Below are 25,827 nucleotides of genomic sequence, written 5' to 3'. Positions count from 1 at the left end.
TTTGCCGGTTCCGCTAGAACCAGGCGATCTGCTCGCCGTCGTGTGCCTTTCCCGCATGCTGCAGGATGGGTCTCTAACTGGCGTTTTTTGGGCAGTCAGCTTCTAATGTCGGGCAATGCAGGCGCGCGGGACTTTCCGCTACGCCATACAACAGCACACTGAATTATAAGCGAACAGCGTTTTTTATGATTTCACGCGCTCGCTTTTCATGCCTTGATGCAAGTCAAGAGCCGCCGCATCAGCCCGCGCCCGGGGCGTCGATGACGGCCATGGTGATGCGCGAGATGCAGCACAGTTTGCCGTCGTCGCCCGTGATGCGGATTTCCCAGACCTGGCTGGTGCGGCCCCGGTGGATCGGCGTGGCGCGCCCCGTCACGTGGCCGCCGCGCACGCCGCGCAGGTGGTTGGCATTGATTTCCTGCCCCACGCTCACGTGCCGGCTGGAATCGAGGCAGGCATTCGCGGCCATGCTGCCCAGGGTTTCGGCCAGCAAGACGGAGGCGCCGCCATGCAGCAGCTTGAATGGCTGCATGGTGCGGTGGTCGACGGGCATGGTCGCCTCGATCCAGTCGGGGCCGAAGGCCGTAAATTCGATGCCCAGGTGGCGCATGGCCGTGCCCTCGCTGGCGGCGTTGAGGATGGCCAGGTCGAGCGGTGCGTGCCAGATTTCCATTGTTACCTCGGATAGTGTGTAGAAAAGGCCATTGTAGGACAGAGCGTCCGCGCGTGCCGCTTCATCTTTCCTTCACCGTGGCCCGGGGTGGCCATGGCATTAACTGGTTATAATTGCCCCATTCTTAAAAAACGAGGTTGTGTATGAAGTGGGCCTTGCTGGGCATTTTTGTGTTTTCTGTTTTACATATTCATTTTCGGGGCAAGGTGCGCCTGCCGTTCCGCCGCCAGATCTTCGATCACTCCTCGTTCATGGCGCCGCTGAACCTGTTCATGCACACCTTTTCCAAGGTGCCGGCCACGCCGTATTTGGCCGTCGATCAATTCCCGGAACTGGCGCCGCTGCAGCAGAACTGGCAAATCATCCGCGATGAAGCGCTGCGCATGCAGGAAATGAAAAAGATCAAGGCCGCCGAAAAGAACAATGACGTCGGTTTCAATTCCTTCTTCAAATATGGCTGGAAGCGTTTCTACCTGAAATGGTATGACGCGAACCATCCGTCGGCGCAGCAGATGTGCCCGCAAACCTATGCCTTGCTGCAATCGATTCCGTCGATCAAGGCGGCCATGTTCGCGGAACTGCCGCAAGGAGGCAAGCTCAACCCGCACCGCGACCCGTTCGCGGGCTCCTTGCGCTACCACCTGGGCTTGCAGACGCCGAACGACGACCGCTGCTTCATCGACGTCGATGGCGAACGCCACAGCTGGCGCGACGGCCAGGCCGTGATGTTCGATGAAACGTATATCCACTGGGCCCGCAACGATGCCGACAGCGACCGCATCATCCTGTTCTGCGACATCGAGCGCCCGATGCGCTACCGCTGGGCGCAAGGCTTGAACCGCTGGCTGGGGCGCACCCTGATGACGGCCGCCGCCTCGCCGAACGAACTGGGCGACCAGGTGGGCGGCGTGAGCAAGCTGTTCCAGATCTCCTGGACCATGGGCCAGTACCGCCGCCGCTTCAAGGCGTGGAACAAGACGGCCTACCAGATCACCCGCGTGGCGCTGGTCGTGGGCATTATCGCGCTGATCTATTTTATTTAAGCGCTGCATTACCGCGTTAGAAAACCGCCTTCGGGCGGTTTTTTTTATAATGCGATACCACTGCCCAGGAGAATGCTGAAACATGACGCAACGCGACCATCAATACGATATCCAGATCGGCGACGATGCATGGATCGAATTCATCAGTCTTGATGGCCGCTATGAGCAGGCCATCGACATCGATCCCTTGCTGGGGGAACTGTGGCCGCTGATCTGCCTGCTGGAAACCCATTGTGTCGCCGGCTGCTGCGGCATGGATGCCTACGATTTCACACGCGAAGCCGTCAATACGGCCTTGCTGGAACTCGATCGGGCACAACTGCATGCCGCCTGCGCGCAAGCCCACAGCGCCGTGGCAGCGGCCGCCAGCGATGTATTGCTGAGTAACACGATGAATCACTACGCGGATAAACGCGTGTTCCTGCAATTGATCGAGCATCTGGACGAGTGCATCGTTGCGCAGGATGCCGCAGGGGCTTGACCTTGCCAAGGCGGGAAGGTCCACAGTGGCGGCATTGAAGGATAAACGAGGAGAATCCCGCATGCCAAAAATCACCGTCCTGCCCCATCCCGAGCTGGCCCCGGAAGGCGCCGTCTTCGACGCGCCGGAAAACATGAGCATTTGCGACGCATTGCAGCGCAATCAGATTGACATTGAACACGCCTGCGGCCAGGTGGGCGCCTGTTCCACCTGCCACGTGGTCGTGGTGCAGGGTTTCGACTCGCTCAACGAGCTGGGCGACAATGAAGAAGACATGCTGGACCAGGCCTGGGGCTTGCAGCCCCACTCGCGCCTGTCGTGCCAGGCGCGCCTGGCCCAGGAAGACCTGACGGTGGAACTGCCCCGGTACACGCTGAACCACGCCAAGGAATAGTCCCCGGCGCGCTTGCGCGACTGCCCTACGGGTTTACCACGTGATTTACCACATGATCACGCGCTGCTCGGGCGGCAAATACATCGGGTCGCCCGGCTTGATGCCGAACGCTTCGTAAAAGCCGGGCTGGTTCTTGACCGTGCCCTTGGCGCGGAATTCGCCCGGCGAATGCGGGTCGCTCTTGATCTGGGCGATGGCCGCTTCGGGACGCAGTTTCGCGCGCCATTTCTGCGCAAAACCGATGTACAGGCGCTGTTCGCCCGTCAAGCCATCGATGACGGGCGACGGCTTGCCACCGAGCGAACGCTGGTAGGCCTTGTAGGTGATCGACAGGCCGGAATTGTCGCCGATGTTTTCGCCCAGGGTCAGCTCGCCATTGATGTGGTAGCCCGGCACGGGGCTGTAGGCACCGTATTGCTTGACGAGGCCGGCGGCCAGCGCCTTGAAGGCGGCCCGGTCTTGCGCCGTCCACCAGTTGCGCAGGCGGCCCTTGGCATCATATTGGCTGCCCGAATCGTCGAAGGCATGGCTGATTTCATGGCCAAACGTAATGCCCAGCAAGCCGTAATTGACGGCGTCTTCCGCCTTCACGTTGAAGAATGGCGGCTGCAAAATGGCGGCCGGGATCGTGATGGCGTTCAGGGCCGGGCTGTAGCTGGCGTTGACGGTTTGCGGCGTCATCGACCATTCGTCGCGGTCGACCGGTTTGCCCAGCTTGGCCAGGTTTTGCTGGCGGCTCCACGCGCGCGCCGCGCGCACGTTGGCGATCAGGTCATTCGGCTGCGTCTGCATGCTGCTGTAGTCGCGCCAGGTATTCGGGTAGGCGATCTTCGGCTTCAGGGCCGCCAGCTTGAGCTGGGCTTCCTTCTTGGTTTCCGGGCCCATCCAGTCGAGCTGCTCGATGCCATCCTTGAACGAGGCGACGAAATTGTCGAACATGGCCATCACGCGGGGCCGGGTTTCCGGCGGCAGATACATTTGCACGTAGCGCTTGCCGACGGCGTCGCTGATGGCGTTATCCGTGAAGCGCAGCGCCAGCTGCCACTGCGGTTCGCTTTGCGGCACGCCGCGCAGCACGGTGCCGTCGAAGGCGAAGCGCTCCTTGACGGTCGCGCTGTCCAGGTAGGACGCATAGCTTTCGATGATGCGCCAGTTCAGATAGCTCTTCCACGATGCCAGCGGCACGGCGGCCACGGTCTCGGAAAAGCCTGTCATGAAGCTGGGCTGGCGCACGACGGCCGAGGAAGCTTTCGGCGCCAGGCCGGCGGCCGTAAAGTAGGCGTTCCAGTCGAAGGCCGGCGCCAGTGCCGCGAATTTGTCGAAGTCGACGCGGTTGTACGATTTGACGGGGTCGCGCATCTGCACGCGCGTCCACTGCACTGCCGCCAGGCGCGTCTCGATGTCGAGGATTTGCGCCGCATGTTCGCCAGCGGCCTTGTCGCCGCTCATGGCCAGCATGGTCTCGATATGCTTGAGGTATTTGGCGCGCACGGCTTGCAGCTTGGCGTCGTCGTCCTTCAGGTAGTAATCGCGGTCGGGCAAGCCCAGGCCGGACTGGCTGATGTTGACCGTGTACTGCTCGGGGTCTTGCGCATCGGGTGCCACATAAGCGGAAAACGGCGTGGCAACACCATTGCCTTGCAGGTAGGCCAGCAGCGCCGGCAAGTCTTTCTTGTCCTTGACGGCGGCCACGCGGGCCAGTTCGGCATGCAGGGGCTTGAAGCCGGCCGCATTGCGTGCCTTCTCGTTCATGAAGCTCGTGTACAGATCGGCGATCTTGTGCGCCTCGCTGCCGGGCTTGCCGGGATTTTTCACGGTGGCGTCGATCAGTCCGCGCAGCTGGCCCTGGGCGATTTCGCGCAATTCGATGTAGGTGCCCCAGACGGATTTGTCGGCCGGGATTTCCGTATTGCGGGTCCAGACACCGTTGACATAGCCATAGAAATCATCTTTGGGACTGACTGCCGGGTCCAGGGTTTTCAGGTCGATGCCGGAGACGGGTGCGGCGGGATTGGTGGCTTGGGCGTACAGCGAGGGCGAAGATAAGGCGAGCAAGGCGCAGCAGGCGGCGCTGATAAGTGAGCGTTTCACGAAGATTCCTTTAATTGTTTTCACTTCATGTTGGGGAACATGCTTGTCCAGGCATGGGAGGCCGGATTATAGTCCGCCAGCCTGCCCCGCAACAATGACAGTTGAACAATTCCAGGTATCAGCGGATCAGGAGATCGAACAGGTCCACGGTCTTTTTACCCTGATTTTTCAGCAGGTCCGCAAGCGAGCCCGGCGTTGGCCCGCCATCGCCGGCCGCATGATTGAAATAATTAAAATCGAGCTTGATCTTGTCTTCCAGGTCGCTCGCATAACTGGCTGGGTATTGCGATTGCTCCAGCTGGGGCAATGTATTGAAATGGCCCAGCACCGACTTGAAGAAATTGGTCATCTTGCCGGTGCTATTGTATTCCTGCATGGCTTGCGCCACGACTTGGGTGCGCCAGGCCTGTTCTTCATCGTATGCCTGCGTAAAGGCCGCACGCCGCTCGTCGATGGTAAAGGTCCCGCTGTCATCGTTCGAAATGGTGGACAATTGCTCGCGCGACAAGCCGGCAAAGGGATTGGGCCCCTTCCTGTCGACAAAGGCGGTAGCGGCAGCGGCCGACTTTGCCGAGGCCGCGTCATTCGGCTCCGGCACCTGCCTGGCGGCGGCCGCCTTGTGTTCCGCGTCCAGTGGATAGAGAATCTCCGTCGTATTGTCCTTCACCCACGCACCCAGCGCCGCATGATCGTAGCCCTGGACGGTGGCGCTGGTGGCCGTCGCGGCCTTCGACAGGCGCCCGGCCAGGGTGGAAATCACGACGTCGTCGGTCACGGCGCCAGCGCCGGCCGGTGCCCGGGTGGTATGGGCCTGGTCCGACGATGTCTTGTCCGATGATGTCTTGTTGCCTTGCGCGACCGATAATGCCCCAGGCTGGATTCCCACCGTGCTGATATTCATCATCGCCCGCCCCAAGTTAAGTAAATGTTACTATTTAAGTAAATGTTACTATAGCACAATATATGTCCATGCCGGCCAGGCGAATCCACGGGGCTGTCTCTGTTCGGCTCTGCCTTTTTACTTCACCGGCTCGAACGTCACCGTCAATCCATTGCTGGTGGTCCTGAGCTGCGTGGGCACGAATTGCACGCCCGCATAGCGCAATTCGTCGGGCTTGAACGTGTAGATCGGCGTTTCATGCATGAGCTGGTCGGCTACCAGGCTGGCCACCTTGGCGAACTGGCGCTGCTGGGCTTCATCCATGCCGTCGATGGTCACCTTGTCCACGCTCGCTTCGCTCAGGTAGACCGCGTTGCGCTGGGCGTCCAGCACGAGGCGGCCCGACATGGCCAGGCTGCCGCGCCAGCTTTGGCGGATGAACGGCGGCAGGACGCTGGCGTCCACGCTGAGAGCCACTCGTTCGCGCTCGGGCTGCAAGGACAGTTGCGGGTGGGTCAGCTTGACGTCCAGCACGGACAGCACGCGCTTGTCGATGGGAAAGCGGCGCTCCAGGCCTTGCTGCATCTTGCTCAGCGACACATTCACATCGCGCGGGCCGATCAGGGTGGAGCACGCGGCCAGCACAGTGCAGGCAAAGGCAGCGATGGCGGCGGTTTTCAGCAAGGGACGGATGGAGGTCACGTTCATGGATGGTCTCGGTGGAAAGATGGCGCCATCTTACACATGCGCCCGCTTTCACGCAAAAACCGGCGCCCACCTTGCAGCGGGCGCCGGTTCTTGTGTTGGCCTTGTCAGCGGACGAACAGGGCGATCAGTATGACGATGGGCAATGGAATGCCCAGCAGCAGCAAGAGGATGGAACGCATGGAGGACTCCTTGATTTATATAGTTTATAGAGACAGGGTTCAGATGGTGACGTGGCGCAGCACGCGCTCATGGTCGCGCTGGCGGCCGCCAAACGTTGCCGCCAGGCTGGCCACGAAAGCGCCGAGCAGCAAGGCGACGAACATCCACAGTGCCGTGTGGGCACCGGCCTTGCGGGCCGTGTCGGCCGCCTGCTGGGCACGCGCCTTGGCATCGGCGGCGGCCTTGGCTGCGCGGCCGTAGACGGCGTCGACCCGCGCTTCCGCTTCGGCCTGCGTCAAGCCCGTGCGGCTGGCCACGACCTGGCCCAGGTAGGCGCGGTCATCGGCGGCCAGGCTGCCTGCGGACAGGCTTGTCGCGAAGATCCTGCCGGTTTCCATGCGCTGGTCGGCCGTGCTGGCATTGGCCGTAGGTACCGCCAGGGTGCCGGTGGTGGTGGTAGCAGGCACGGCAGGGGTGGTAGCAGGCACGGCAGGTGCGCGCAGCAGCATGTCCGAGAAATAGTCGAGCGGATTGGCCCCGCCGCCCTCGCCTGCATTAGCGCCTGCAGCACCGGCAGCACCTGCGCCCGCTGCCGCCGCGGGTGCAATGGCCGCCGCCACGCCGCTGCCCGCATCGATGGCGCCGCTCAGTACGGCGCGCGTACCGCCGGCCATCACGGCCACGGTGATCAGGGTGGCCACGGCCCAGGCCAGCAAGCCGTGCGCCGTATCGCGGAAATGCACTTCATCCGTGTGGATGGCACTCCATTTCACGCGCAACCGGCCCGCCATGTAGCCGCCGATGCCGGACGCGGCCAGTTGCATGAAGGCCAGCCAGGCGATGGTCGACACACCGATGGCGGTCGCGTTGAACGACCATGGCGACACGGACGACAGGCCCAGGCCCACGCCGAGGATCAGCAGGATGAAGGACAAGGCGGCCGCAGCGGCCGCGCCCGCCAGCACGGCGCCCCAGGAGACGCCCGGATTGTTCAGGTCCGACACGGACAATTGTGTAGCTTGCATGGAATACTCCCTTGGTTGTTGATTTTTTAAGCCGTTCAGACGGCCACGCCCGTCAGCTGTTCCTTGCGCGCGGCCATTTCCTGGCCCAGCGCGTCGAGGTCGACGGCCGTCTCGCGCACCTTGGGAAACATGTCGCCCTCCTCTTCCTTGACGTGATGCTCGATCTGCTCGGACAGCACCTTGACCTTGGCGTCGTACAGGTCGTCGGCCGGGTCCATGGCGGCGATTTGCGCGATAAGCTCCTTGGCGCTCGCGTGCTCGACGAGGGCTTCATCCATCAGGTCGCCGTCGTGGATGGGGCGGCGCACGGCCGGGTAGAAGATTTCTTCTTCCAGCTGCGTGTGCACGGTAAGTTCCTGGCAGATCTGGTCGGCCAGCTTTTTCTTGGTGGCAAATGAGCGGTCGCTCAAGCCTTCATATTGGGCAAACAGGGCCTTCACGGCCTTATGGTCCTGCATCAATAGATTGATCGCGTTCATGGCGCCTCCTTGTTGTAGATGAGGCAAGGATGCGCCATGGCGGCGCCAGCGTATGTGCGACGCCTTACACAATCTTGATTTTTAATACACTCAGCTATTCACCTGCGACTTGATGCCGTGATGACCCATCAGGTCGTACAAGGTGGGCCGGCTCACGCCCAGCAGTTCGGCCGCCTTGGCGATATTGCCGTCGGCCCGCGCCAGCGCGCGCACCATCACCTTGTATTCGGCCCCGTCGCGGGCCTGGCGCAGGTTCAGCGGTTCATCCTGGGGCGCAGCCTGGGCGCTGGCGGGCAAGCCCAGGTCGTCGGCGGCGATCTGCGGCCCGTCGCTCATGATGACGGCCCGCTTGATGCAGTTTTCCACTTCGCGCACATTGCCGGGCCAGCCGTAGCTTTCGATCAGCTGCAGCGCGCCGGTGCTGAAATGCAGGTTGCTGCGGCCTTCGCTGGCGCAGAACTTGTTCTTGAAATGGTGGGCCAGCAAGGCCGCGTCGCCGGCCCGCTCGCGCAGCGGCGGAATGCGCAGGACGATTTCGCTGAGGCGGTAAAATAGGTCTTCGCGGAAACGCCCCTGCTCTGCCAGCACCTTCAAATCCTGGTGCGTGGCGCAGACGATGCGTACGTCGACGGCGATCTCGGCGCGGCCGCCGACGCGCTCGATGACCCGCTCCTGCAGGAAACGCAGCAGTTTCGCCTGCAGCCCCATCGGCATGTCGCCGATTTCATCGAGAAAGAAAGTGCCGCCGTGGGCCAGTTCGATCTTGCCCAGGGTTTGCCGGGCCGCGCCCGTAAACGCTCCCCGCTCATAGCCGAACAGCTCGCTCTCGAGCAGGTTTTCGGGGATGGCCGCGCAATTGATGGCAACGAAGCGTTGCGCATGGCGACTCGACAGCGCGTGCAAGCCCCGCGCGATCAGTTCCTTGCCGCTGCCCGAGTCGCCCAGCAGCATCACGCTGGCCGACGAGGGCGCCACTTTTTCCACGCTGCGGCACAGCTTCAACATGCCCGGGTCGCGGCTGACGATGCCGGCCAGGGGCGAATCCGCCTGGGTCTGCAACATGCGGCGGTTTTCCTGCTGCATCGCGTGCAGATAAAACGCGCGGGCGATGACCAGGCCCAGCATGTCGGCCTCGAACGGTTTCTGGTGAAAATCGTAGGCGCCCAGGGCGATGGCTTTCAAGGCATGCGCACGTTCCTGGTTGCCGGAGAGGATGATGACTTTCGTGTCCGGCGCCAGCGCGAGGATTTGCCGCAGGGTGGCCAGGCCTTCCGTGGCGCCGTCCGGGTCGGGCGGCAAGCCCAGGTCCATCGTCACCACGGCCGGCTGGTGTCGCCGCACGAGCGCCAGCGCCGCCTCGCGCTCGCCCGCCAGCAAGACTTCATAGCCGTCAAAACTCCAGTGCAGCTGCTTTTGCAGGCCAGGATCGTCTTCGATGACCAGCAGTTTTTGTTTTGCCATAGTACTGCACCCCTATGCCGCGTGCAGCGGCAGGACCACGCGAAACGTCGTGCCCACCTGCGGCTCGCTGCGCACTTCCAGGCTGCCGCCCACTTCGCGCAGGTATTCGCGGCTTTCGAACACGCCGATGCCCATGCCCGCCGTCTTGGTCGTATCGAACGGTTTGAACAGGCGTTCGCGGATGAACTGTTCGCTCATGCCCTGCCCCGTATCGTCGAGCTCGACGACGGCCATGTGCTGCTCGCGCCGCAGCCGCACGGCCACCTTGCCATCGCTGGCTGTCGCTTCGATGGCGTTCTGGATCAAATGACCCAGCACCCGTTCCAGGCGCGCGCGGTTGGCCAGCACCGTCAGCTCGCCATCGACGATTTCCAGCCGGGGCGCCGGCGCCAGGCTGGCCTTGGCGGCCACGGCCTGGCGCAGCAAGCCGTCGAGCAGCAGCGGCGCGGGCGCTTCCGGCGCTTCGCCGCGCGCCAGTTTCTGCAGCAAGGTCTTCATTTTCTGCACGGAATGATCCAAGGTGCCCAGCATGTCTTCCTGGAAAGCCGGATTGGCGCGGTGCTTTTCAGCATTACTCAGTAGCAGCGACAGCTGGAACACGAGGTTTTTGAGGTCGTGCACGATGAAGGTGGACATGCGGTTGAACGAGTCGAACTGGCGCGCCACCGTCAGGGTATCGAGCGATTCGCGATGCGCCAGGTAGCTGGCGGCTTGGCTGCCGGCAATTTTCAACACGTCGAGGATTTCCCAGTTCAAGCTGATGTGCGTGCGGGGCCGCGCCAGTGCGACAAAGGCGAACAGCTGGCCATGCAGCATCAAGGGCACCAGCAGCCACACATCGGGCAGCGCCAGCAGCGCGGGCGGCAAGCGCAAGCCGCCGTACTGCCGCGGATTGTGCCGGCAATCGGGCACGTCAATCACCCACTGCCGTGCCTCCAGGAACTGGCACAGGGGGCCAAGCGCCGGCTCGCTCCACGTGCCCGGCGGCCAGTTCCAGCTGGCGGCCGGGGCAAACTGCCCCTGTTCGCGCAATATCCACAGCGCGCCGGCGCGGCTTTCCACCAGCTGCGCCATCGCCTGTATCGTGCGTTCGCCCAGGGCCGGACCATCTTCCGACAGCGCGCGCGTAAATCTCAGCCATTCCTCGCGGTAATCGAAGATGGCATTGTAAAAATGTTTATTGATATACACCTTGAGCTTGGCGCGCAGGCTGCCGGAAAACAGCACGCCCGCCAGCAGCAAGGCCGCGCCGCCCAGGTAAGCCATCTGCATCAATGAACCCCAGGTGCCACCGAAATAGCGCAAATAATAGGCACTGGCCGCCATGGCCAGCAAATAGATGGCCGAGCCCAGCAAGGCAGCCGAGCGGTACAGCATCTGGCGCGAGACGGACAAGCCCAGCGCCCAGCCCGGATTGCGCGCGGCCGAGACGGCCAGCAGCGGCGCGCACAGGGCGTCGACGATGCCGCGCGCGGCCCAGATGTCGTCATTGACCGCCCGAAACAGCAAGGCGTCGCTGTACAGATAGAAATCATAGGCGAACAGCCCGCCCACGCCCAGGCACGCAAACTTGATGCCCCAGCGTTTCAAGGGCGGCGTGTTGCGGTACCACTGTTCCACCAGCAACATGCCCAGCACGGCCAGCAGCAAACGGCAGACACTGGCGATGATGCGCGCCGGCAAAGGCAGCGCCAGCCAGGATGAGGCCATGGAGAGCAGCCACGGTGCCAGCGCCGTAAGGACGATGCCGGCCAGCACGAGGCGCAAGCGGGGCCGCGACGGTTCAATCAACAGCAGCAAAAACACCAGCCAGGCCAGGGTGCGCAGCAATTCCAGCGCGTCGCCGGCCAGCGCGATGCGCTGTCCCAGCAGCACCAGCACCACCGTGCCCGTCGCCCAGCCGCCCGTCGCCAGGCACGCTACCAGCAAGGCGCGCACGTTTTGCCGCGCGCGCCAGTTGCTGATCAATAGCAGCGCCAGCACGAAGAAGGCCAGCGACGCCAGGCCATGGCTGAGAGCCGCCGCGTCGGGCGCCGCCAGCCAGTCCGACTGGTCCCGCATCATCGGCTGCCCTTGCCAAACAGCACCACCTGCACCGTGTCGAGCAGGATCAGCAAGTCGAGGAACAGGCTATTGTTTTTCACATAATACAAATCGTATTGCAGCTTCTTGACGGCATCGTCGACGGAAGCGCCATACTGGTAGCGCACCTGCGCCAGGCCCGTGATGCCAGGCTTGATGCTGTGACGAATGTTGTAGTACGGCACCTGCTCCTTCAACTGCTCGACAAAATACGCGCGCTCGGGGCGGGGGCCGACGAAACTCATCTCACCGCGAAACACATTGAGCATTTGCGGCAGTTCGTCGATGCGCAGCTTGCGGATCAGATTGCCCACGCGCGTGATGCGCGCATCGTTGGCCAGCGCCCAGATGGGCGTGCCGTCTCGCTCGGCGTCGCAGCGCATGCTGCGAAATTTCAGCACCTTGAATGGCTGGCCGTCGCGCCCCACCCGTTCTTGCTGATAGAACACGGGGCCGCCGTCTTCCAGACGGATGCACAGGGCGGTTACCAGCATCACGGGCAGCGACGCCAGGCAGATGACCCCGCTGGCCGCCAGGTCGAACAAACGCTTCGACGTGGCACGGAAAAAACTCTGATCAAAGCCGCCGCCATAGATCAGATAGCTCGGTTGCAATGAGTCGATGCGAATCTGGCACGCTTCACGCTCGAAAAACGTGGCCGCGTCGATCACCTTGACGCCGCCCAGCGCACATTCCAACAGTTGCTTGGCAGGAAACGCGCCATTGCGCCGGTCGCTGACGGACACGACGATTTCATGCGCGGCATGGCGCTGGGCAGTGGCCAGCAAGGAAAGGCCGGTCGGCAGCAAGGCCGAGGCCGGCACGCAGCATTGCTCGCCCGCCACATCGATGCAGCCGACGACCGTAAACTGGTGGAAACCGATCTTGCTGGCCGCCAAGTCCATGCACTCGCGCGCCAGCGCCCCGCCGCCCACCAGGATCAGCCGGCCTTTCATCAGCGCCGATTGCGAGGATTTGAATACCAGCAGACGTGCCAGCAGCACGCCGATGGCGCCCAGGCCGAAGATCAGCACGCTGCCGCGTCCGAAATGCAAGGCTGGAATGAAGCGTATCAACACGCTGAGTACGGCAAAACCCAGCGCGAACGAGGGCAGGATGCGTAATAAAGTGTTGCGGATGTCTTCGTGCGAACGGTGCTGGTACATGCCCAGCGCGCTCATGCTCAAGACGATGACCAGCGCAAAGATAGAGGACGACAGGTAGACCTCGCTCGCCCGCACCAGGTGGCTGCCATCCGCCAGCCACAGCAAGGACGTCAGGGTGGCCGACAGCAGCAGGATCAGGATTTCCAGCAACAGCAGGATAAACGCTGTTTTCGAGACATAGTGGCTGAAGATGCGGATCATGGTTCCCCCTGCGGCAAAAAGCATCAGGCCGCGCGCAAGGCGGCCCGCTGCTGGTCTTGCCATCATGGCGAACTGTTCCAAGAAGACATTGATGCGCCACAAGCTACAGCCCCAGCTATCTTTCGCTGGCAGAATTTATCTCAATACATTACCGAATGAGGGGAAATGGCATATAGTATGCTTCCCCTAAAAAAAGATAAATGTCATGAAATTTGATGTAGCGATTGTCGGCAGTGGCCTGGCGGGTTTATCGGTTGCACTGCATTTAGCTGAGACGCGCACCGTCGCGATCATTTCCAAACGCGCGCTGCTCGATGGCGCCAGCAACTGGGCGCAAGGCGGGATCGCGGCCGTGCTGGACTCGGGCGACAGCCACGAGCAGCACATCGAAGACACCCTGATCGCGGGCGGCGGCCTGTGCGACGAGAGCGCCACGCGCTACATCGTCGAGCACGGCCGCGAAGCGATCGAATGGCTGATCGAGCAAGGCGTGCCGTTTACACGCGACGCCACGGCCGAACTGGGTTTCCACCTGACCCGCGAAGGCGGACACAGCCAGCGCCGCATCATCCACGCGGCCGATGCCACCGGGCACGCCGTACAAGTGACCCTGGAAGAAAAAGTCCGCGCCCACCCGAACATCAGCCTGTTCGAACACCATTGCGCCATCGATCTGATCACTTCCGACAAGCTGGGCATGAAGCCGACCCAGCGCAATGCCCAACCGCATTGCCATGGCCTGTACGTGCAGGATGAGCAAACCGGTAAAGTACTGACGTTTGCCGCCGAGCACACCGTGCTGGCCACGGGCGGCGCCGGAAAAGTATACTTATATACAACGAATCCCGACACGGCCAGCGGCGACGGCATCGCCATGGCCTGGCGCGCCGGTTGCCGCGTGTCGAACATGGAATTCATCCAGTTCCACCCGACCTGCCTGTACCACCCGTATGCGAAATCGTTCCTGATCACCGAAGCCATCCGTGGCGAAGGCGGCTTGCTGAAACTGCCGCCTGAAGCGGGCGCGGCAGCGGGAACCCGCTTCATGCTGGCCCACGACGAGCGGGCCGAACTGGCGCCGCGCGACGTGGTGGCGCGCGCCATCGACTTCGAGATCAAGAAACGGGGCCTCGATTACGTGCACCTGGACATCAGCCACAAGCCGGCCGAATTCCTCATCGAACACTTCCCCACCATCTACGCCCGCTGTCTGGAACTGGGCATCGACATCACCAAGCAGCCTATCCCTATCGTCCCCGCCGCCCACTACACATGCGGCGGCGTCGTGACGGATTTGTCGGGCCGCGCCGACTTGCCTGGCCTGTATGCGGTCGGCGAAACGGCATGCACGGGCCTGCATGGCGCGAACCGCCTGGCGTCGAACTCTTTGCTGGAATGCATCGTCATCGGCCGCGCCTGCGCGCAAGACATCGAAAGCAAGGAAAAGCTGGGCACGCCGTATCTGCCCGACTGGGATGAAAGCCGGGTCACGGATGCGGATGAAGAAGTGGTGATTTCCCACAACTGGGACGAGCTGCGCCGCTTCATGTGGAATTACGTGGGCATCGTGCGCACGACCAAGCGCCTGGAACGGGCCCAGCACCGCATCGCCCTGCTGAAAGAGGAAATCGACGAGTACTACCGCAACTTCCGCATCACGCACGATTTGCTGGAACTGCGCAATCTCGTCGACGTGGCCTCGATGATCGTCAACAGCGCCCTGTCCCGCCGCGAAAGCCGCGGCCTGCACTTCAGCCGCGATTATCCGGAAACGTTGCCGAAGGCGATTGCCAGCGTGCTGACGCCGCCGCACCGCTAATGTTACGCCTCAGTCCTAGACTATTTGTAAGCCGATAGCATCACCGAACCCTCAGGCAAAGAGCCGGGGTCAGACCCGACGGGTCTGACCCCAGTCCTTGTCTTGGGTTAATTGACATGCTTCACTGCTCCGGCATCTCGAACTCAATCCCATCCTCCGTGTACGACATCTTCGCGGACGCCCCCGTGCACTCCCCCTGCACCACATCCGCCACATAGCGGCATTCGCTTTCCACACTGCCATCTTCCCGCCAGTGCCGCGTCCAGCCCTGGCGCTCGCCATCGACATACTCGATCAGCTGGCGCGGCTTGCCATTCGCAAACCAGGAACGCAACGCGCCCTCCTCGCGCCCGCCCGCGTTCCACTGTTTCTGCACCATCAATACGCCGGCATGGCTGAAACGCTGTTCGCTGCGCAACACATAATGGCCACTATGCGTGCGCTTGCTGGCCACCTTGCCGTCCGGATAATATTCGATGCTGTCGCCGACAGGCTTGCCGTCAACGTAGTTGGCAGTGCGCTGCACCTTGCCATCCGGGAAATACGCAGTGCTCGGTCCCGTCTGGATGCCGTTCACATACACGCTGCGGCTTTCCACCTTGCCATCGGGATAGAACAGCAACAACTCGCCATCCGTCTGGCCTTTCAATAAGGTCATGCGCGTGCGCAGCTTGCCATCCTGATCGAACGTTTCCACCAGGCCATCGGCGCGGGCGCCATTCTTGTACTGGCTGACCTCGTTCAGCTTGCCCGTATCGTGATAGGTCCGCTGTTCGCCTTCCTGCACGCCATTGCGCCACGTGTTGCGCATGGAAATCTGGCCGTCGGGGCGATATACGGTCTGCACACCCTCTTGCACGCCGCGCCCATCCTGCTCCACCTGCATTTCCAACTGGCCATGCGGGTAGTACATGCTGTAGTTGCCCACCAGCTTGCCGCGCAAATAATCGGGATCGTTGACCTGGCCTATCAGCCGCTTCGGCTCGCCTTCGCGCGCGTGCACCACCTCGACTTGCCAGGTACCCGGTGTCTTGCCTGGCGGCAGCGGGACGACCAGCGCATAGCGCGCATGTTCCTTGACTTCGCCGCGCGTCAGATTGTGATTCAGGTACAAGCGCGCCTTGCCATCGGCACAGGCTTGCTGCTCGCAGCCGCCCAGCTTGCCGACATCGGGCATGGCGAGCGCCCCAACCTTGCCTGGCGCAGGGCAGGATTTAATACGCATCAACAAGGGCGTTTTGTCGCGTATCAGCTTGGCCAGTTGCTGCTTCATGGCCGCGTATTGCTGCGCGTCCAGGCCCATGGACATGGCATCCATGCGCACTTGCCGCCCGCCGCAGCCACTGTCGCTGGCCAGGGTCAGCACATCGCCGCCGCGCGTCGCCTTGATGGCACTGACCACTTGCCGCTGTTCGATCTCGGCATGGGCCAGCGCCGGCCACAGCAGCATGGCGAGTAGGACATGCTTCACAGTGCGCGCCATGTTTGCTCTTTGCGCAACAGTGCCGGCGCTGGCGGCGCTTCGCCACATTCCCCCTGGACCTTGCCGGCCGCATACTTACATTCACTCTTCAAGCTGCCATCCTGGCCCCAGCTGCGGCTCCAGCCGTCGCGCCGGTCGTTCACATACTCGATCGCATGCTCGGGCTTGCCGTTCTCGTACCACGAGCGCGACGTGCCCTGCTCGCGCAGTTGCGCATCCCACTTTCTTTCCAGCACCAGCACGCCCTGGGCACTGTAGCGCTGGACGCTGAGCAAGCCACCGTTGTCTCCATACTGCTGGCGGGTTTGCACCTTGCCGTCCGGATAAAATTCCAGCGCTTCGCCCGAGGGGAGATCGTCGCGCTGCGTCATGCTGGCTGGCACGGCGCCATCGGGGTAGTAATTCGTGCTGCTGCCATTGAACTTGCCCTTCTGCACTTGCGTGCGATTCGCCACTTTTCCGTCAGGGAAATACGCGAGCAATTCACCTTCCATGACGCCGCCGCGCAGCACAAAACTGGTGCTCAGCTTGCCATTCGCGTCAAACGTCTGCACGGGACCGTCGAGCTGCTTGCCGTCGCGGTACACGCTGGCTTCGCGCAGCTTGCCCGTGGGGTGATATTGCTGGTGCTTCCCTCCTGGCAAGCCATGGCGCCAGCTGCCACGCAGATCCAGCGTGCCATCGGCACGATACAGACTGATGACGCCGTGCTGCCGGCCCTGTCCATCCTGCGCCACTTCCTGCTCGGTCTTGCCGTCGGGGTAATACGTGACATAGCCGCCCACCAGCTCGCCCTGCGCATAATCGGCGTGGTTGACCTGGCCCGAAAGGCGCAGCTTGTGGCCGGCCACGCTATAAATCTCCACCTTCCACGTGCCCGGCAGCTTGCCTTTTGGCAAAGGCAAGACCAGCACGTTCGGCGCCTTTTCCTGCTCGATGGGGAAGAAACGCTCGTGCAGGTACAGCCGCGCCCGGCCATCGGCGCAGGCCGCTGGCGTGCATGCCGCGATCTGGCGCACGATGGGCACGCTCGCATCGTCCGGGCATTTTTTCACGGTGACGAGCACGGGCGTCTTGCTGCGGATCTGCTTGGCCAGCCGGACTTTCATCGCTTCGTACGGCCCATCGTCCAGATCGACCGAGCGCGCATCCATGCGCACTTGGCGGCCGCCGCAAGCCGTGTTCGCAGCCACGGTCAGCACGTCGGCGCCTTCGCTATCTTGCTCGCTGGCGATGGCTGTCACCACCTGGCGCTGCACGATCTCCGCCTGGGCCATCCCGGGCCACAATGAGGACGCGCCCACCACGGCGCATAAGATCTTGATTTTCATGATATTCCTCTAATTTTCCGCCGTGACGGCCACGCCGCCCGGCACAAAGCTGACCCGGCCATCGCGGTAGCGCACGAGCACCACCACCTTCGACTCCAGCAATTGACCGTGCTGCACGGCCGGCAAGTAGGTCCAGCGCTTGACGCTATCGAGCAGTACCTTGTTCAGCATCGCTTCCATCGGCAATTCGGCCGCCGCATAGCTCAGGGTGCCGTCGGCGGTAATGGTCAAGGTCAAGCGGTTTTCACCCGTTGCGTGCTTTTCATCAAGCACGCCATAGGCAACCGTCGTCATCGTTTCGCGCTGCACACTGGCGACCTGGTCCCGCAAGGGCGGCATGGCCTTGAGTTTGACTGCCAGCAGCGCGCCTTCGGCCAGCACCTTGTCCCAGCGCTTCTGGTAGGCGCCGGGCTGGGCCAGGCGCAGCACCTTGGCGGCCAGGTCCATGCGCTGCGCCATGCGCGCGACGCCATTGTCGGCCGGTCTGCCCGGCTCGGCCGGCAAGGCATGCTCCACGGCGTAGCGGTAAGCCGTCAGGTGCGCCAGCGCCACCAGGTTCACGGCATCGCGCTCGTCGCCGCCGCGCAGCAGCGCCGCAGCGGCGATGCCCAGCCAGGCCGTGCCATCCGTCGGGTGCGCCCACACGGCTTGCTCGAAGTACTGGCGCGCCGCTTGGGGTTCGTTCAGGCTCAGGTGCATGCGGCCCATGGCCGCCGCCACCAGATGGTCGCGCGGGTTCGCTTGCAACAGGTCGAGATAGGTAGCCGACCAGTCGCCGGCATAGCCGGGCACCCAGCCCAGGCCCTCCAGCAACGACGCGCGCAGCCGGCCGCGTATCGGGTCGCCAGCGTAGCTGGTCGACTTTTTCTCCCCAGAACGATACAACAGCTGCAAGCCCCGCATGACAGCATCATCGTCGCCCTTGCTGATCGCTTGCGACAGGCTGCGCACGGCCTTGCGCGCATCGGACGGCTGGAAACCGGCCGCCTTGGGCGAGCGCCAGCGAAATACTTCCAGTCCTGCCGCCTGGTCCGCTTGCGCCTGCAGGCTGGCCTTGTCCGTCACTTCATCGGACGACGAGGTCCAGGCCGTAAAGCCGATCAGGAACAGCACGATCAGCAGCACCACCACGGCCCAGCCCTTGCCGGAAATGCCGACCGCCTTGGCCTGCGCACCACCTGCAGGCAGCCGCACGGGCGCCTGCCCCGGCGCCGTATGGTGCGCGCCGCGCGCGCTGCGCTGCTGCGGCTGGGACTGCGCCAGTATCTGCTGCTGGGCAAGCACGGACGCCTGTCCGGCCGCGACGATGACCTTGTCGCGCGCGCAGGCGGCGCAGCCGAGGCCTGCGAAATGCTGGTGCTCGGGATTCGCGGTACACACGACGAGCTTGCCGTCGCTGCGCTGCGCATAGCCGCGTAGCAACTGCGCCCAGTCGGCCGCCGAGGGCCGCTGGGGCTTCGGTGAAGGAGAAAAAGCGCGGTCGAACATGGCGCGCAGCTCGGGCGGCATCAAGGCATGGCCGCTGGTGGCGTTCGGCGCCAGCTGCTTGTGGCGTTTTATCCCATACGCATAGCAGCCGTCGCGGATGCGCCCGGGAATGTCGGTCGCCACTTGCGCATTGCCGGGCCGCCCGCTGTAAGGGTGGATGCCAAAGTTGAGCAACTGGAAGATGACGGCGGCCAGCGCGAAGCGGTCTTGCGCCATTTCCGTGCCTGCCGGCATGCCCTTGCGCTGGAATTCCGGCGCCAGGTAGTCGGCCGTGAATTGCTCGGCAGGAAAACGCTCGGCATGGCCCTGGATGCTGAAGCCGTCGCAATCGAGCATGGCGATGTACAGCGAATCGCGGTAAAAACGCAAGTTCACGGGTTTCAGATCGACCACGTAATGCTGCTGCTGATGCAGCGCATCGATGACGGCGGCCAAGTTGGCGGCCAGGGTCAGCTTGGGTCCGAGACCCGTGGGCAAGTCGGCCGCGCGCGCTTGCCGCTCTTGCATGATCTGTTCCAGCTCGGCCGTCTGCGCCATGTCCAGCAAAGGCATGACGAAGCCGGCAAAGCCGCCCTGGCCGTCGAACACGGCCGCTTGCGGCCAGGCGATCTGCACGTAGCGCTTGCCGTTTTCCAATTGGTCGGGCAGCTCGGGCGTCAGTTCCAGCATCGCTTCGAGCTTGCGCCGGTTGGCGGCCCGGTCCAGGTGCGGGTGGTACAGCTTGGCCACCTGCGTGGGCGCGCCCGGCAGCAGATACACGCTGCCCGCACCGCCACTCTTGATGAGTTTACCCAGCACCAGGCTACGGACTTTATCGAGCCAAATTTTTCCGCCCGGACTCAGGCCGGGTGTCACGCCCTGCTTCCGGCTCATGCGCGCAAGGCCAGCAGCAGGGTCTTGTCGTCCCCCGTGATCTGGTGCGTGCGCGGGTCAGCCAGGGTGGACGCCAGCGCCGTATTGCCCAGTCCGACACTCTCGACGGTGCGCAGATAGCCTTGCACGGCGTCCATGAACGGCGCGTACAAGGCCGCATTGTTCTTGCTCATGGCAAAGGGCATGCAACCGTCCGACATCAGCACGACGCCGCACACGGACTGGTGTATCGGCAACAGGCGCAGCTGTTCGCGCCAGCGTTCGCCGCTAATAAAATAGGTTTCGTTCGCGTATTCGCCGTTGGCGGGCAGCGAGATGAGTTCGCCGCCATCAAGCAGTTGCGCCACACCCAGGCCATCGCCCAGGTGGAAAAAGAAGCCGTTGTCGTGCCCCATCACCACGCCGACAACAGTGGCAGCGTAGTCGTCGAGGGTGGCGTTGGCGGCGCGGGCGATATCATCCAGCGCGGCGCGGATCTGCGCCAGGGTGCCGGCCAGCGCGCCGTCATGTAAATCCTGTACGGTGGCGCCCTGCTCCAGCCGCCCGGCCAGCGCCTGCACGGTCTGCGTTGCGACAAACTGCGCGCCCTGCTCGCTGAGCCTGGCCGAACCGGCGCCATCGCAGACGATGGCCACCAAAACGTCGCCCACGACGGCGTGCGCGTGCGCATCCTGGCAAGGAATATCTTTATCCAGATGCGCCTTGCCCGTGACGGAGGCGCCGAACGTGCGCCAGGAATCCTGTGTTGCTTGCACTGCTGCCATCGATCAGGTGCTCACGACAGACCAGCCGTCCGTCGAGGCCAGCTGTGCCTGCGCACCAGGACGCGATTGCGACACCACTTGCATGCTGGCGCTCAGCCACAGGAACAGTTCGCGGAACTGCAAGCCCTTCAGCTGCTTCACGCCCCGTTCGCCACGGCTGGAAAACTGCCCCAGGGAATCGATGTTCGCGTTGTCGCCCACGGCGATGGGGAAGATCGCCACCTTATTGGCTTGCTCGGCCGCGCGCGCCTGCTCGGCGCCGTGCTGCCAGCGGTCCGTCGGCTCGCCGTCCGACATCAGGAACAGCCACGGCCGCGTGTACGCCACGCCCGCCTGGCGGAAGCGCTGCTTTTCCTGCTCGATTTCCGCCAGCGCCAGCTCGACGGCCGCGCCGGTCGGCGTGGTGCCGTTCGCTTCCAACCGGGGCGCCGTGAAATCCATGGCGTCGCACCAGTTGCTGGCCACCACGGCTTCATCGTGGGCGCCATATTGAATCACGAGGATGCGCACGCGCTTGGCGGCGATCACGTCGGACTTGAGTTCCTGTTCCAGCAAGGCCAGGCCTTCGTTCAGCAGCGCGACGGGCTCGCCATCCATGCTGCCGGAGCAGTCGAGCACGAGCACCAATGGCGTGCGTTGTTCGGTGTTGTCGACGAGGGCGACGTCGGGAATCATTATGAAACTCATGGGCAATCGGTAAATGTGAAATCGGTCATAGTGCGAATCTTACATCATCGACGTGTTTTGCCCGTGCAAGTTTCCTACAGAACACTATCCAACCATATTATTGCAAACCATTGCAGCACTGATGTCTTTGTACTATCTTGATAGTTGCCCAGGCCAGATGGCAGCGGCCAGCCCCTCCTCACAAAGGCGGGGCGGATCGCTGCGCAACACCGCCCTTACCCAGTTCCGCACCTGCACGCCTGCGGCACGCTGATCTAATCAGGTTATGGGGACAAGCATGGGCACAGCTAGCGCGGATGTGGGCAAACTGATCGCCGCCTTGTACGAGACGGCTTGCGGCACGGACGACTGGCCGCAGCTCGACAGCGCCGCCCTGAACAGCCAGCAATGGCAGGAACTTTTGCCGCATCTGCAACGCGCCCTGTGCCTGCAGCAGCGCCTGCGCGAGGCGCAACTGGCCAGCCGCTGCGCGCTGGCGGCGCTCGACGCCATGGGCGCTGCCGTGCTGGTGCTCGACGCGGGCCTCGGCCTGCGCTTCGCCACGCCCGCCGGCCACGCCCTGCATGCGGCGCAACTGGCGCACGCTGTGCCGCCCGCCCTCGTGCGCGCCGTGCGCCTCGTCATCGCCAGCGCTGGCAGCGCGCCGCAATGCCAGTCGCTGCGCCTGGCGCGCAAGCAACAAACGCCGCTGGCCCTGACCGTCACCCTGCTCGCAGCCTGCCAGCCCCCATGCGCACTGCTGATTGCGCGCGATCCTGCACAAGCGAGCACGTCCGTCCCCGCCTTGCGCCAGCTGTTCGACTTGACGCAAGCCGAAGCGCTGGTGGGCAAGGAACTGGCGCAAGGGGCCACCATCGAGGAAATCGCCGCACGCAGCGGCATCAGCGTCAACACCGTCAAGACGCATCTGCACCATACCTATCTGAAAACGGACACGCGGCGCCAGGGCGAGCTGATCGCGCTGATCCACGGCGCGACCGCGCACCTGGCCGTGCTTGACGCATGAGGCTGTCTCATCCGATCGGATGATGTACAGGACAACTTGCCTGCCTACACTGGCAAGACCGGTCGCCCGCACCTTGCCAGTGTCACCACAACGCGTACGGACCAGCCGGTTCGCTTTTCCTGGTATGGACAACAATATCGCCGCGCCGGCAGCGGACGGCACCAAAGTTCAAGGATGGGTAGAAAAATGAAAACATGGATACTGGCCGGCACTCTGGGCGTCTGCGCCCTGCTGGCAAATGCACAGTCGCTTCCCGACAGCCAGACCGTCGTCGTTCCAGGCGGACGCCTGCAGACGATCGAACTACCGGCACAAAGGCATTTTATGAACGCGGAAACGTTTGCCCCGTTCCGCGGCGGCTATGAGCTGTCGAACGGACAAGTGCTGCACCTGCGCAATATCGGCAGCATCGGCGCCCTCATGTATGCGCGCATCGACAACCAGGAAGAACACCGCATCGTCGCCACCGGCAGCAACAGCTTCGTGGCGCTCGACCGGCAGCTGGCCATGCGCATCGACTTGCGCGACGATGGCAGCGTGGACGGCGAAGTGCTGATGCAGATGCCGGCCGCAAAACTGGCCAGCGGCGACATCGTGCCGGCCCACGTTCAAAGCATGGGCCTGGCATCGCGCTGACGCTGCAAGCCGTGTTCAGCATGGGTGGCAGCCATGAGCAGACAATATTCTGTCCAACAGCAAAACGCGCTGACCCTGGCCGCCATCAAACAGACGGCGGCCTGGTGGCGCGCCCGCCCCCTGCCCGACGCCCTGCGCCAGTACGCGGCCAGCCATGGCGTGGCGCTGGGCGCGGCCCTCATGCTCGACCTGCGACTGGCCTACCCCGGCATGCCCGCCGTGTACGGCAGGCTGCTGAGCGCCGATGGGCACTTCATCCATTTCAAGATGGACCTCGACGCCGATTTGCGCCCCCTGCCGGGCAGCGCGGCCTGGGACGACATCAGCGCCCGCTACGACCTGGCCGCACACAAACGGGGCACGGGCGTGGGGTACGGCGAGCTATGCAAGAAAGTGCTGCAAGAAATGAATCACGGTGCGCCGTAGTGCATCGTTCGCCGACATGCGATTGGCTACCACGCAAAATGTCATTGCAGTCTCCACCGAATGAACGATGCGCAGCGCCAAACCTGTGCCTAGACTGATTCCTGCCCCATGCCCGCCCGCATCACGCGCCAGAGGCCGTCAACCAACGAGGACAACAACATGAAAACCATCATCCTGGGCACACTGCTGTGCCTCGCCGCAGCCAGCACGGCAGCCATCGCACAAACCCTGCCGCCCGAGCACACTGTCACCGTGCCGGGCAACGCGCTGCGCATCGATGTGCCCGAACACCCGCGCTACATGATGCGCCAGGATTTCAAGAAATTCGTCGGCACCTATGATCTGTCGAATGGCGACACCCTGGAACTGCGCCTCGCCGGCGCTGAAAAGTATGCGCGTATCGGCAAGCAGGAAGAGCACCGCATCGTCGCCACCGACCGCAACGCCTTCGTCGCGCTGGACCGCCAGCTGAAAGTACGCATCAACCACAACGATGACGGCAGCGTGGACGGCGAACTGGTGATGGTAGTGCCGTCGCAGAAGGTATCGAGCGGCGGCATCGTGCCTTCCCACGTGCAAAACATCGGCCTGGCGTCGCGTTGAGGCGGCGCACAGGCGCGGCAGGCACAGGCGCTGCCATCGCGTGCTATCATCGCCGCCAAATTCCTTAAACGAATGGCAACGGCCCATGGAGCGCAATGCAGACACCTGGCACTAGTCCGATATTCACCGTGCTGCGCGGCGGCCTGCGCCTGCTGGCCTGGCCCTTGCTGGCCCTCCTCAGCGCCGCCTGCACCAGCACCACGCGCCATCCGGCCAGCGAGCCCACGCAAGTCATCCTGCGCTTTACCTATGACGACGGCAAGCCGATGCGGCATGACGATTACGTGGCCAATGCGCGCCAGCAAACGTATATCAAGCACTGCAGCAAGATAGGCAGCACCACTGTCTGCGACATCGGCTCGGATGCACTCTTCATGGGTGGCGACGCCCCGCTGGACGCCAACGGCGAAGTGCGCGTCACCCTGCACTCGACCGGCCCCATCGGCAACAATCCGAACCACCATTGCATCAAGGGCAAAAGCTACGTCTTTGACTCCGGCGACTGGAGACGCGGTCCGTTTCACCATGGGCAAGTGATCGAGATCCGCTACAGGATCAGCGAAGTGCAAACGGCGTGCCCCTGGTCGTCGGGCACGCCGCCGTGGTGGGACAAGAGTTAAATCTGGCCAGCCGTGGCCGGCTGGCTTAAAAGTTACTGCAGCTCGAACTCGCCTGGGTTCAAGCCCAGTTCGCGCGCGATCTTGCTGGCCACGCGCTGCTCATTGGCGTCGAAATTGCCATCCGATGAAGCGACGGCGATAATCATGCGCACCAGCAAGCGCGACGCGTCCACATTCGACTTCATCTTGCCCAGCGCCTGGTAGGCCTTGGCTTCACCGATATCCTTGTCGAACTCCAGCTGACCGACATAGTCCTGGAAAGCCTTGATCACGTCCGTGGTGGTAAACACCGACAGCGCATCATTGCTCTCGATGAACTTGACCATCTTCTGCTTCTCTTCCGCACTGACGCTGCCGTCCGCCATCGCGATCAGGGCCGACCCCGCCATCGCGGCATTCAGGAAATCCTTGTTCTTGTACTTCAGCGCTTCGGTTTTCAGTTCGCTGGCTTTGGTCTTCAGTTTGGACAGAAAGGAATCGAAACTCATGGTGTACCTCCGGGTTGATTGATTCATGTCGAGCGGCAAGTCTTGCCGCTACCCAGGGTAGTTGAGGGTGCAAGCTTGAAATACAAGCAAGGAAACCAGTCAGACGCTCACTGGCGGCATTTATCTCACCCACAGGCAAAGGCCGGGGTCAGACCCGTCGGGTCTGACCCCAATTTCTGCCTTGGGGTGAAATTCAGTCAACTCCACACAAACCACCACAAAACCCCAATAACATAAAATTATCTCATTTGCAGTTGAAAAATAAGTAACTCCATGGCAGCATGGAATGATATTTTCTTTACTGCAAGGTTGTGATGGACAAGCAATTGCTGTTGATTTGCGCACTGACGTTCATCATCCACATTATCGGCACGCTCGCCTACTCCGTGCGCATCGCTGGCATCCGCACGCGGCGCATCGCCGTGTCGCTGGCGCTGTTCAGCATTTTGATGTTGCTGTCGCGCACTTCGAACTCTTTTCTGGGCCCGTTTACGCCATGAACGTCATCGCCACGGCCCTTTGGACGGTGGGCGCATCGTTGTCCACCTTACACCGCGGCCCTGTACGCAGGCGTGCTCGACCCCAGCGTGCGCGTCACCTCCAGCACGCTTTCATCAATCATCAATCATCAACGGCGGCGCCACCATCATGATGGCCGTCTTCATCGACCCGCACATGTCGGGCATGACGGATGACGTCATCGAAGGCAAGATCGAAGAATCGCAGTTCCGGCGAGCGGTGGTGTGACTGGTTGGGAACA

General features: G+C 62.8%; 25 protein-coding genes and 1 pseudogene. 11 read left to right on the top strand and 15 right to left on the bottom strand.

The window, feature by feature from the left end:
* Positions 1-238: 238 nt before the first annotated feature.
* A complete protein-coding gene (locus AC4BCN_RS15030) occupies positions 239-673 on the bottom strand; it encodes a hotdog fold thioesterase (RefSeq protein WP_072453709.1) in 435 nt (144 codons plus the stop codon).
* A 143-nt stretch (positions 674-816) separates the two neighbouring features.
* Between AC4BCN_RS15030 and lpxO the strand changes: the two genes are divergently transcribed.
* The 3 genes from lpxO to fdx all read left to right on the top strand — a co-directional run bounded on the left by lpxO (position 817) and on the right by fdx (position 2,591).
* Positions 817-1,716 carry a lipid A hydroxylase LpxO gene (gene lpxO / locus AC4BCN_RS15025; RefSeq protein WP_034748499.1) on the top strand — a complete coding sequence of 300 codons (900 nt, stop codon included), beginning with the start codon at positions 817-819 and terminating at the stop codon, positions 1,714-1,716.
* An 82-nt stretch (positions 1,717-1,798) separates the two neighbouring features.
* Positions 1,799-2,197, top strand: a complete 399-nt coding sequence (locus AC4BCN_RS15020; RefSeq protein WP_485883041.1) for a DUF6331 family protein — start codon at positions 1,799-1,801, stop codon at positions 2,195-2,197.
* A gap of 61 nt (positions 2,198-2,258) precedes the next feature.
* On the top strand, positions 2,259-2,591 hold the full coding sequence (fdx, locus tag AC4BCN_RS15015; protein ID WP_072453711.1) for an ISC system 2Fe-2S type ferredoxin: 333 nt from the start codon (positions 2,259-2,261) through the stop codon (positions 2,589-2,591).
* 45 nt (positions 2,592-2,636) lie between these two features.
* Here the strand turns inward: fdx and AC4BCN_RS15010 are convergent, their stop codons facing one another.
* The 8 genes from AC4BCN_RS15010 to AC4BCN_RS14975 all read right to left on the bottom strand — a co-directional run bounded on the left by AC4BCN_RS15010 (position 2,637) and on the right by AC4BCN_RS14975 (position 12,843).
* On the bottom strand, positions 2,637-4,682 hold the full coding sequence (locus tag AC4BCN_RS15010) for a M13 family metallopeptidase (RefSeq protein WP_490491076.1): 2,046 nt from the start codon (positions 4,680-4,682) through the stop codon (positions 2,637-2,639).
* 118 nt (positions 4,683-4,800) lie between these two features.
* A complete protein-coding gene (locus tag AC4BCN_RS15005) occupies positions 4,801-5,586 on the bottom strand; it encodes a hypothetical protein (RefSeq protein WP_490491075.1) in 786 nt (261 codons plus the stop codon).
* 114 nt (positions 5,587-5,700) lie between these two features.
* Positions 5,701-6,270, bottom strand: coding sequence for a DUF1439 domain-containing protein (locus AC4BCN_RS15000; RefSeq protein ID WP_490491074.1), 570 nt, complete (start codon positions 6,268-6,270; stop codon positions 5,701-5,703).
* Positions 6,271-6,488: 218 nt separating this feature from the next.
* Entirely contained in the window at positions 6,489-7,454 is a 966-nt protein-coding gene (locus tag AC4BCN_RS14995; protein WP_490491073.1) for a hypothetical protein, read from the bottom strand.
* Between the two features lie 35 nt (positions 7,455-7,489).
* Complete coding sequence (locus AC4BCN_RS14990; RefSeq protein WP_338678612.1) at positions 7,490-7,933, bottom strand: hemerythrin domain-containing protein; 444 nt, start codon at positions 7,931-7,933, stop codon at positions 7,490-7,492.
* Between the two features lie 90 nt (positions 7,934-8,023).
* Positions 8,024-9,394, bottom strand: a complete 1,371-nt coding sequence (gene prsR, locus AC4BCN_RS14985; RefSeq protein WP_490491072.1) for a PEP-CTERM-box response regulator transcription factor — start codon at positions 9,392-9,394, stop codon at positions 8,024-8,026.
* A gap of 12 nt (positions 9,395-9,406) precedes the next feature.
* Entirely contained in the window at positions 9,407-11,458 is a 2,052-nt protein-coding gene (gene prsK / locus AC4BCN_RS14980) for an XrtA/PEP-CTERM system histidine kinase PrsK (RefSeq protein ID WP_490491071.1), read from the bottom strand.
* Positions 11,455-12,843: a TIGR03013 family XrtA/PEP-CTERM system glycosyltransferase gene (locus AC4BCN_RS14975; RefSeq protein WP_139088882.1), complete on the bottom strand. Its 1,389-nt coding sequence runs from the start codon at positions 12,841-12,843 to the stop codon at positions 11,455-11,457. The genes prsK and AC4BCN_RS14975 overlap by 4 nt, the downstream gene beginning before the upstream one ends.
* A 205-nt stretch (positions 12,844-13,048) precedes the next feature.
* Between AC4BCN_RS14975 and nadB the strand changes: the two genes are divergently transcribed.
* On the top strand, positions 13,049-14,662 hold the full coding sequence (nadB, locus tag AC4BCN_RS14970; protein WP_128141599.1) for an L-aspartate oxidase: 1,614 nt from the start codon (positions 13,049-13,051) through the stop codon (positions 14,660-14,662).
* A 121-nt stretch (positions 14,663-14,783) separates the two neighbouring features.
* Here nadB and AC4BCN_RS14965 read toward each other — a convergent pair whose 3' ends face one another.
* From AC4BCN_RS14965 to AC4BCN_RS14945, 5 genes are read right to left on the bottom strand one after another with little or no spacing between them, the layout of a single operon-like run.
* The gene (locus AC4BCN_RS14965) at positions 14,784-16,145 is read right to left on the bottom strand and encodes a toxin-antitoxin system YwqK family antitoxin (protein ID WP_490491070.1); all 1,362 of its coding nucleotides are present in this window, start codon (positions 16,143-16,145) and stop codon (positions 14,784-14,786) included.
* Positions 16,130-17,476, bottom strand: a complete 1,347-nt coding sequence (locus AC4BCN_RS14960) for a toxin-antitoxin system YwqK family antitoxin (protein ID WP_490491069.1) — start codon at positions 17,474-17,476, stop codon at positions 16,130-16,132. The genes AC4BCN_RS14965 and AC4BCN_RS14960 overlap by 16 nt, the downstream gene beginning before the upstream one ends.
* Positions 17,477-17,485: 9 nt before the next feature.
* A complete protein-coding gene (locus tag AC4BCN_RS14955) occupies positions 17,486-19,837 on the bottom strand; it encodes a hypothetical protein (protein ID WP_490491068.1) in 2,352 nt (783 codons plus the stop codon).
* On the bottom strand, positions 19,834-20,601 hold the full coding sequence (locus tag AC4BCN_RS14950) for a PP2C family serine/threonine-protein phosphatase (protein WP_490491067.1): 768 nt from the start codon (positions 20,599-20,601) through the stop codon (positions 19,834-19,836). The genes AC4BCN_RS14955 and AC4BCN_RS14950 overlap by 4 nt, the downstream gene beginning before the upstream one ends.
* 3 nt (positions 20,602-20,604) lie before the next feature.
* Positions 20,605-21,288 carry a vWA domain-containing protein gene (locus AC4BCN_RS14945; RefSeq protein ID WP_490491066.1) on the bottom strand — a complete coding sequence of 228 codons (684 nt, stop codon included), beginning with the start codon at positions 21,286-21,288 and terminating at the stop codon, positions 20,605-20,607.
* Between the two features lie 277 nt (positions 21,289-21,565).
* On the opposite strand from AC4BCN_RS14945, the gene AC4BCN_RS14940 reads away from it, so the two are divergent.
* The 5 genes from AC4BCN_RS14940 (at position 21,566) to AC4BCN_RS14920 (ending at position 24,579) form a co-directional block, all read left to right on the top strand.
* Positions 21,566-22,294 (top strand): helix-turn-helix transcriptional regulator, encoded by a 729-nt coding sequence (locus AC4BCN_RS14940; RefSeq protein ID WP_490491065.1) that lies wholly within the window; start codon positions 21,566-21,568, stop codon positions 22,292-22,294.
* 186 nt (positions 22,295-22,480) lie between these two features.
* Positions 22,481-22,930 carry a hypothetical protein gene (locus tag AC4BCN_RS14935; protein WP_490491064.1) on the top strand — a complete coding sequence of 150 codons (450 nt, stop codon included), beginning with the start codon at positions 22,481-22,483 and terminating at the stop codon, positions 22,928-22,930.
* Between the two features lie 33 nt (positions 22,931-22,963).
* Positions 22,964-23,356, top strand: coding sequence for a hypothetical protein (locus tag AC4BCN_RS14930; protein ID WP_139088875.1), 393 nt, complete (start codon positions 22,964-22,966; stop codon positions 23,354-23,356).
* A 159-nt stretch (positions 23,357-23,515) separates the two neighbouring features.
* Positions 23,516-23,959: a hypothetical protein gene (locus tag AC4BCN_RS14925; RefSeq protein ID WP_490491063.1), complete on the top strand. Its 444-nt coding sequence runs from the start codon at positions 23,516-23,518 to the stop codon at positions 23,957-23,959.
* A 95-nt stretch (positions 23,960-24,054) separates the two neighbouring features.
* The gene (locus tag AC4BCN_RS14920; protein WP_490491062.1) at positions 24,055-24,579 is read left to right on the top strand and encodes a hypothetical protein; all 525 of its coding nucleotides are present in this window, start codon (positions 24,055-24,057) and stop codon (positions 24,577-24,579) included.
* 32 nt (positions 24,580-24,611) lie between these two features.
* Here AC4BCN_RS14920 and AC4BCN_RS14915 read toward each other — a convergent pair whose 3' ends face one another.
* A complete protein-coding gene (locus tag AC4BCN_RS14915; protein WP_128139363.1) occupies positions 24,612-25,067 on the bottom strand; it encodes a tellurite resistance TerB family protein in 456 nt (151 codons plus the stop codon).
* Positions 25,068-25,381: 314 nt separating this feature from the next.
* On the opposite strand from AC4BCN_RS14915, the pseudogene AC4BCN_RS14910 reads away from it, so the two are divergent.
* Both AC4BCN_RS14910 and AC4BCN_RS14905 read left to right on the top strand, forming a co-directional pair.
* A pseudogene (locus AC4BCN_RS14910) lies at positions 25,382-25,558 on the top strand (lipid II flippase family protein); the annotation flags it as partial.
* A gap of 157 nt (positions 25,559-25,715) precedes the next feature.
* Positions 25,716-25,814 (top strand): lipid II flippase family protein, encoded by a 99-nt coding sequence (locus AC4BCN_RS14905; protein ID WP_425323990.1) that lies wholly within the window; start codon positions 25,716-25,718, stop codon positions 25,812-25,814.
* Positions 25,815-25,827: the final 13 nt, after the last annotated feature.

Source organism: Janthinobacterium sp. Bl 1 (genome assembly GCF_058215535.1).
This window is presented reverse-complemented; position numbering and strand designations above follow the sequence as displayed.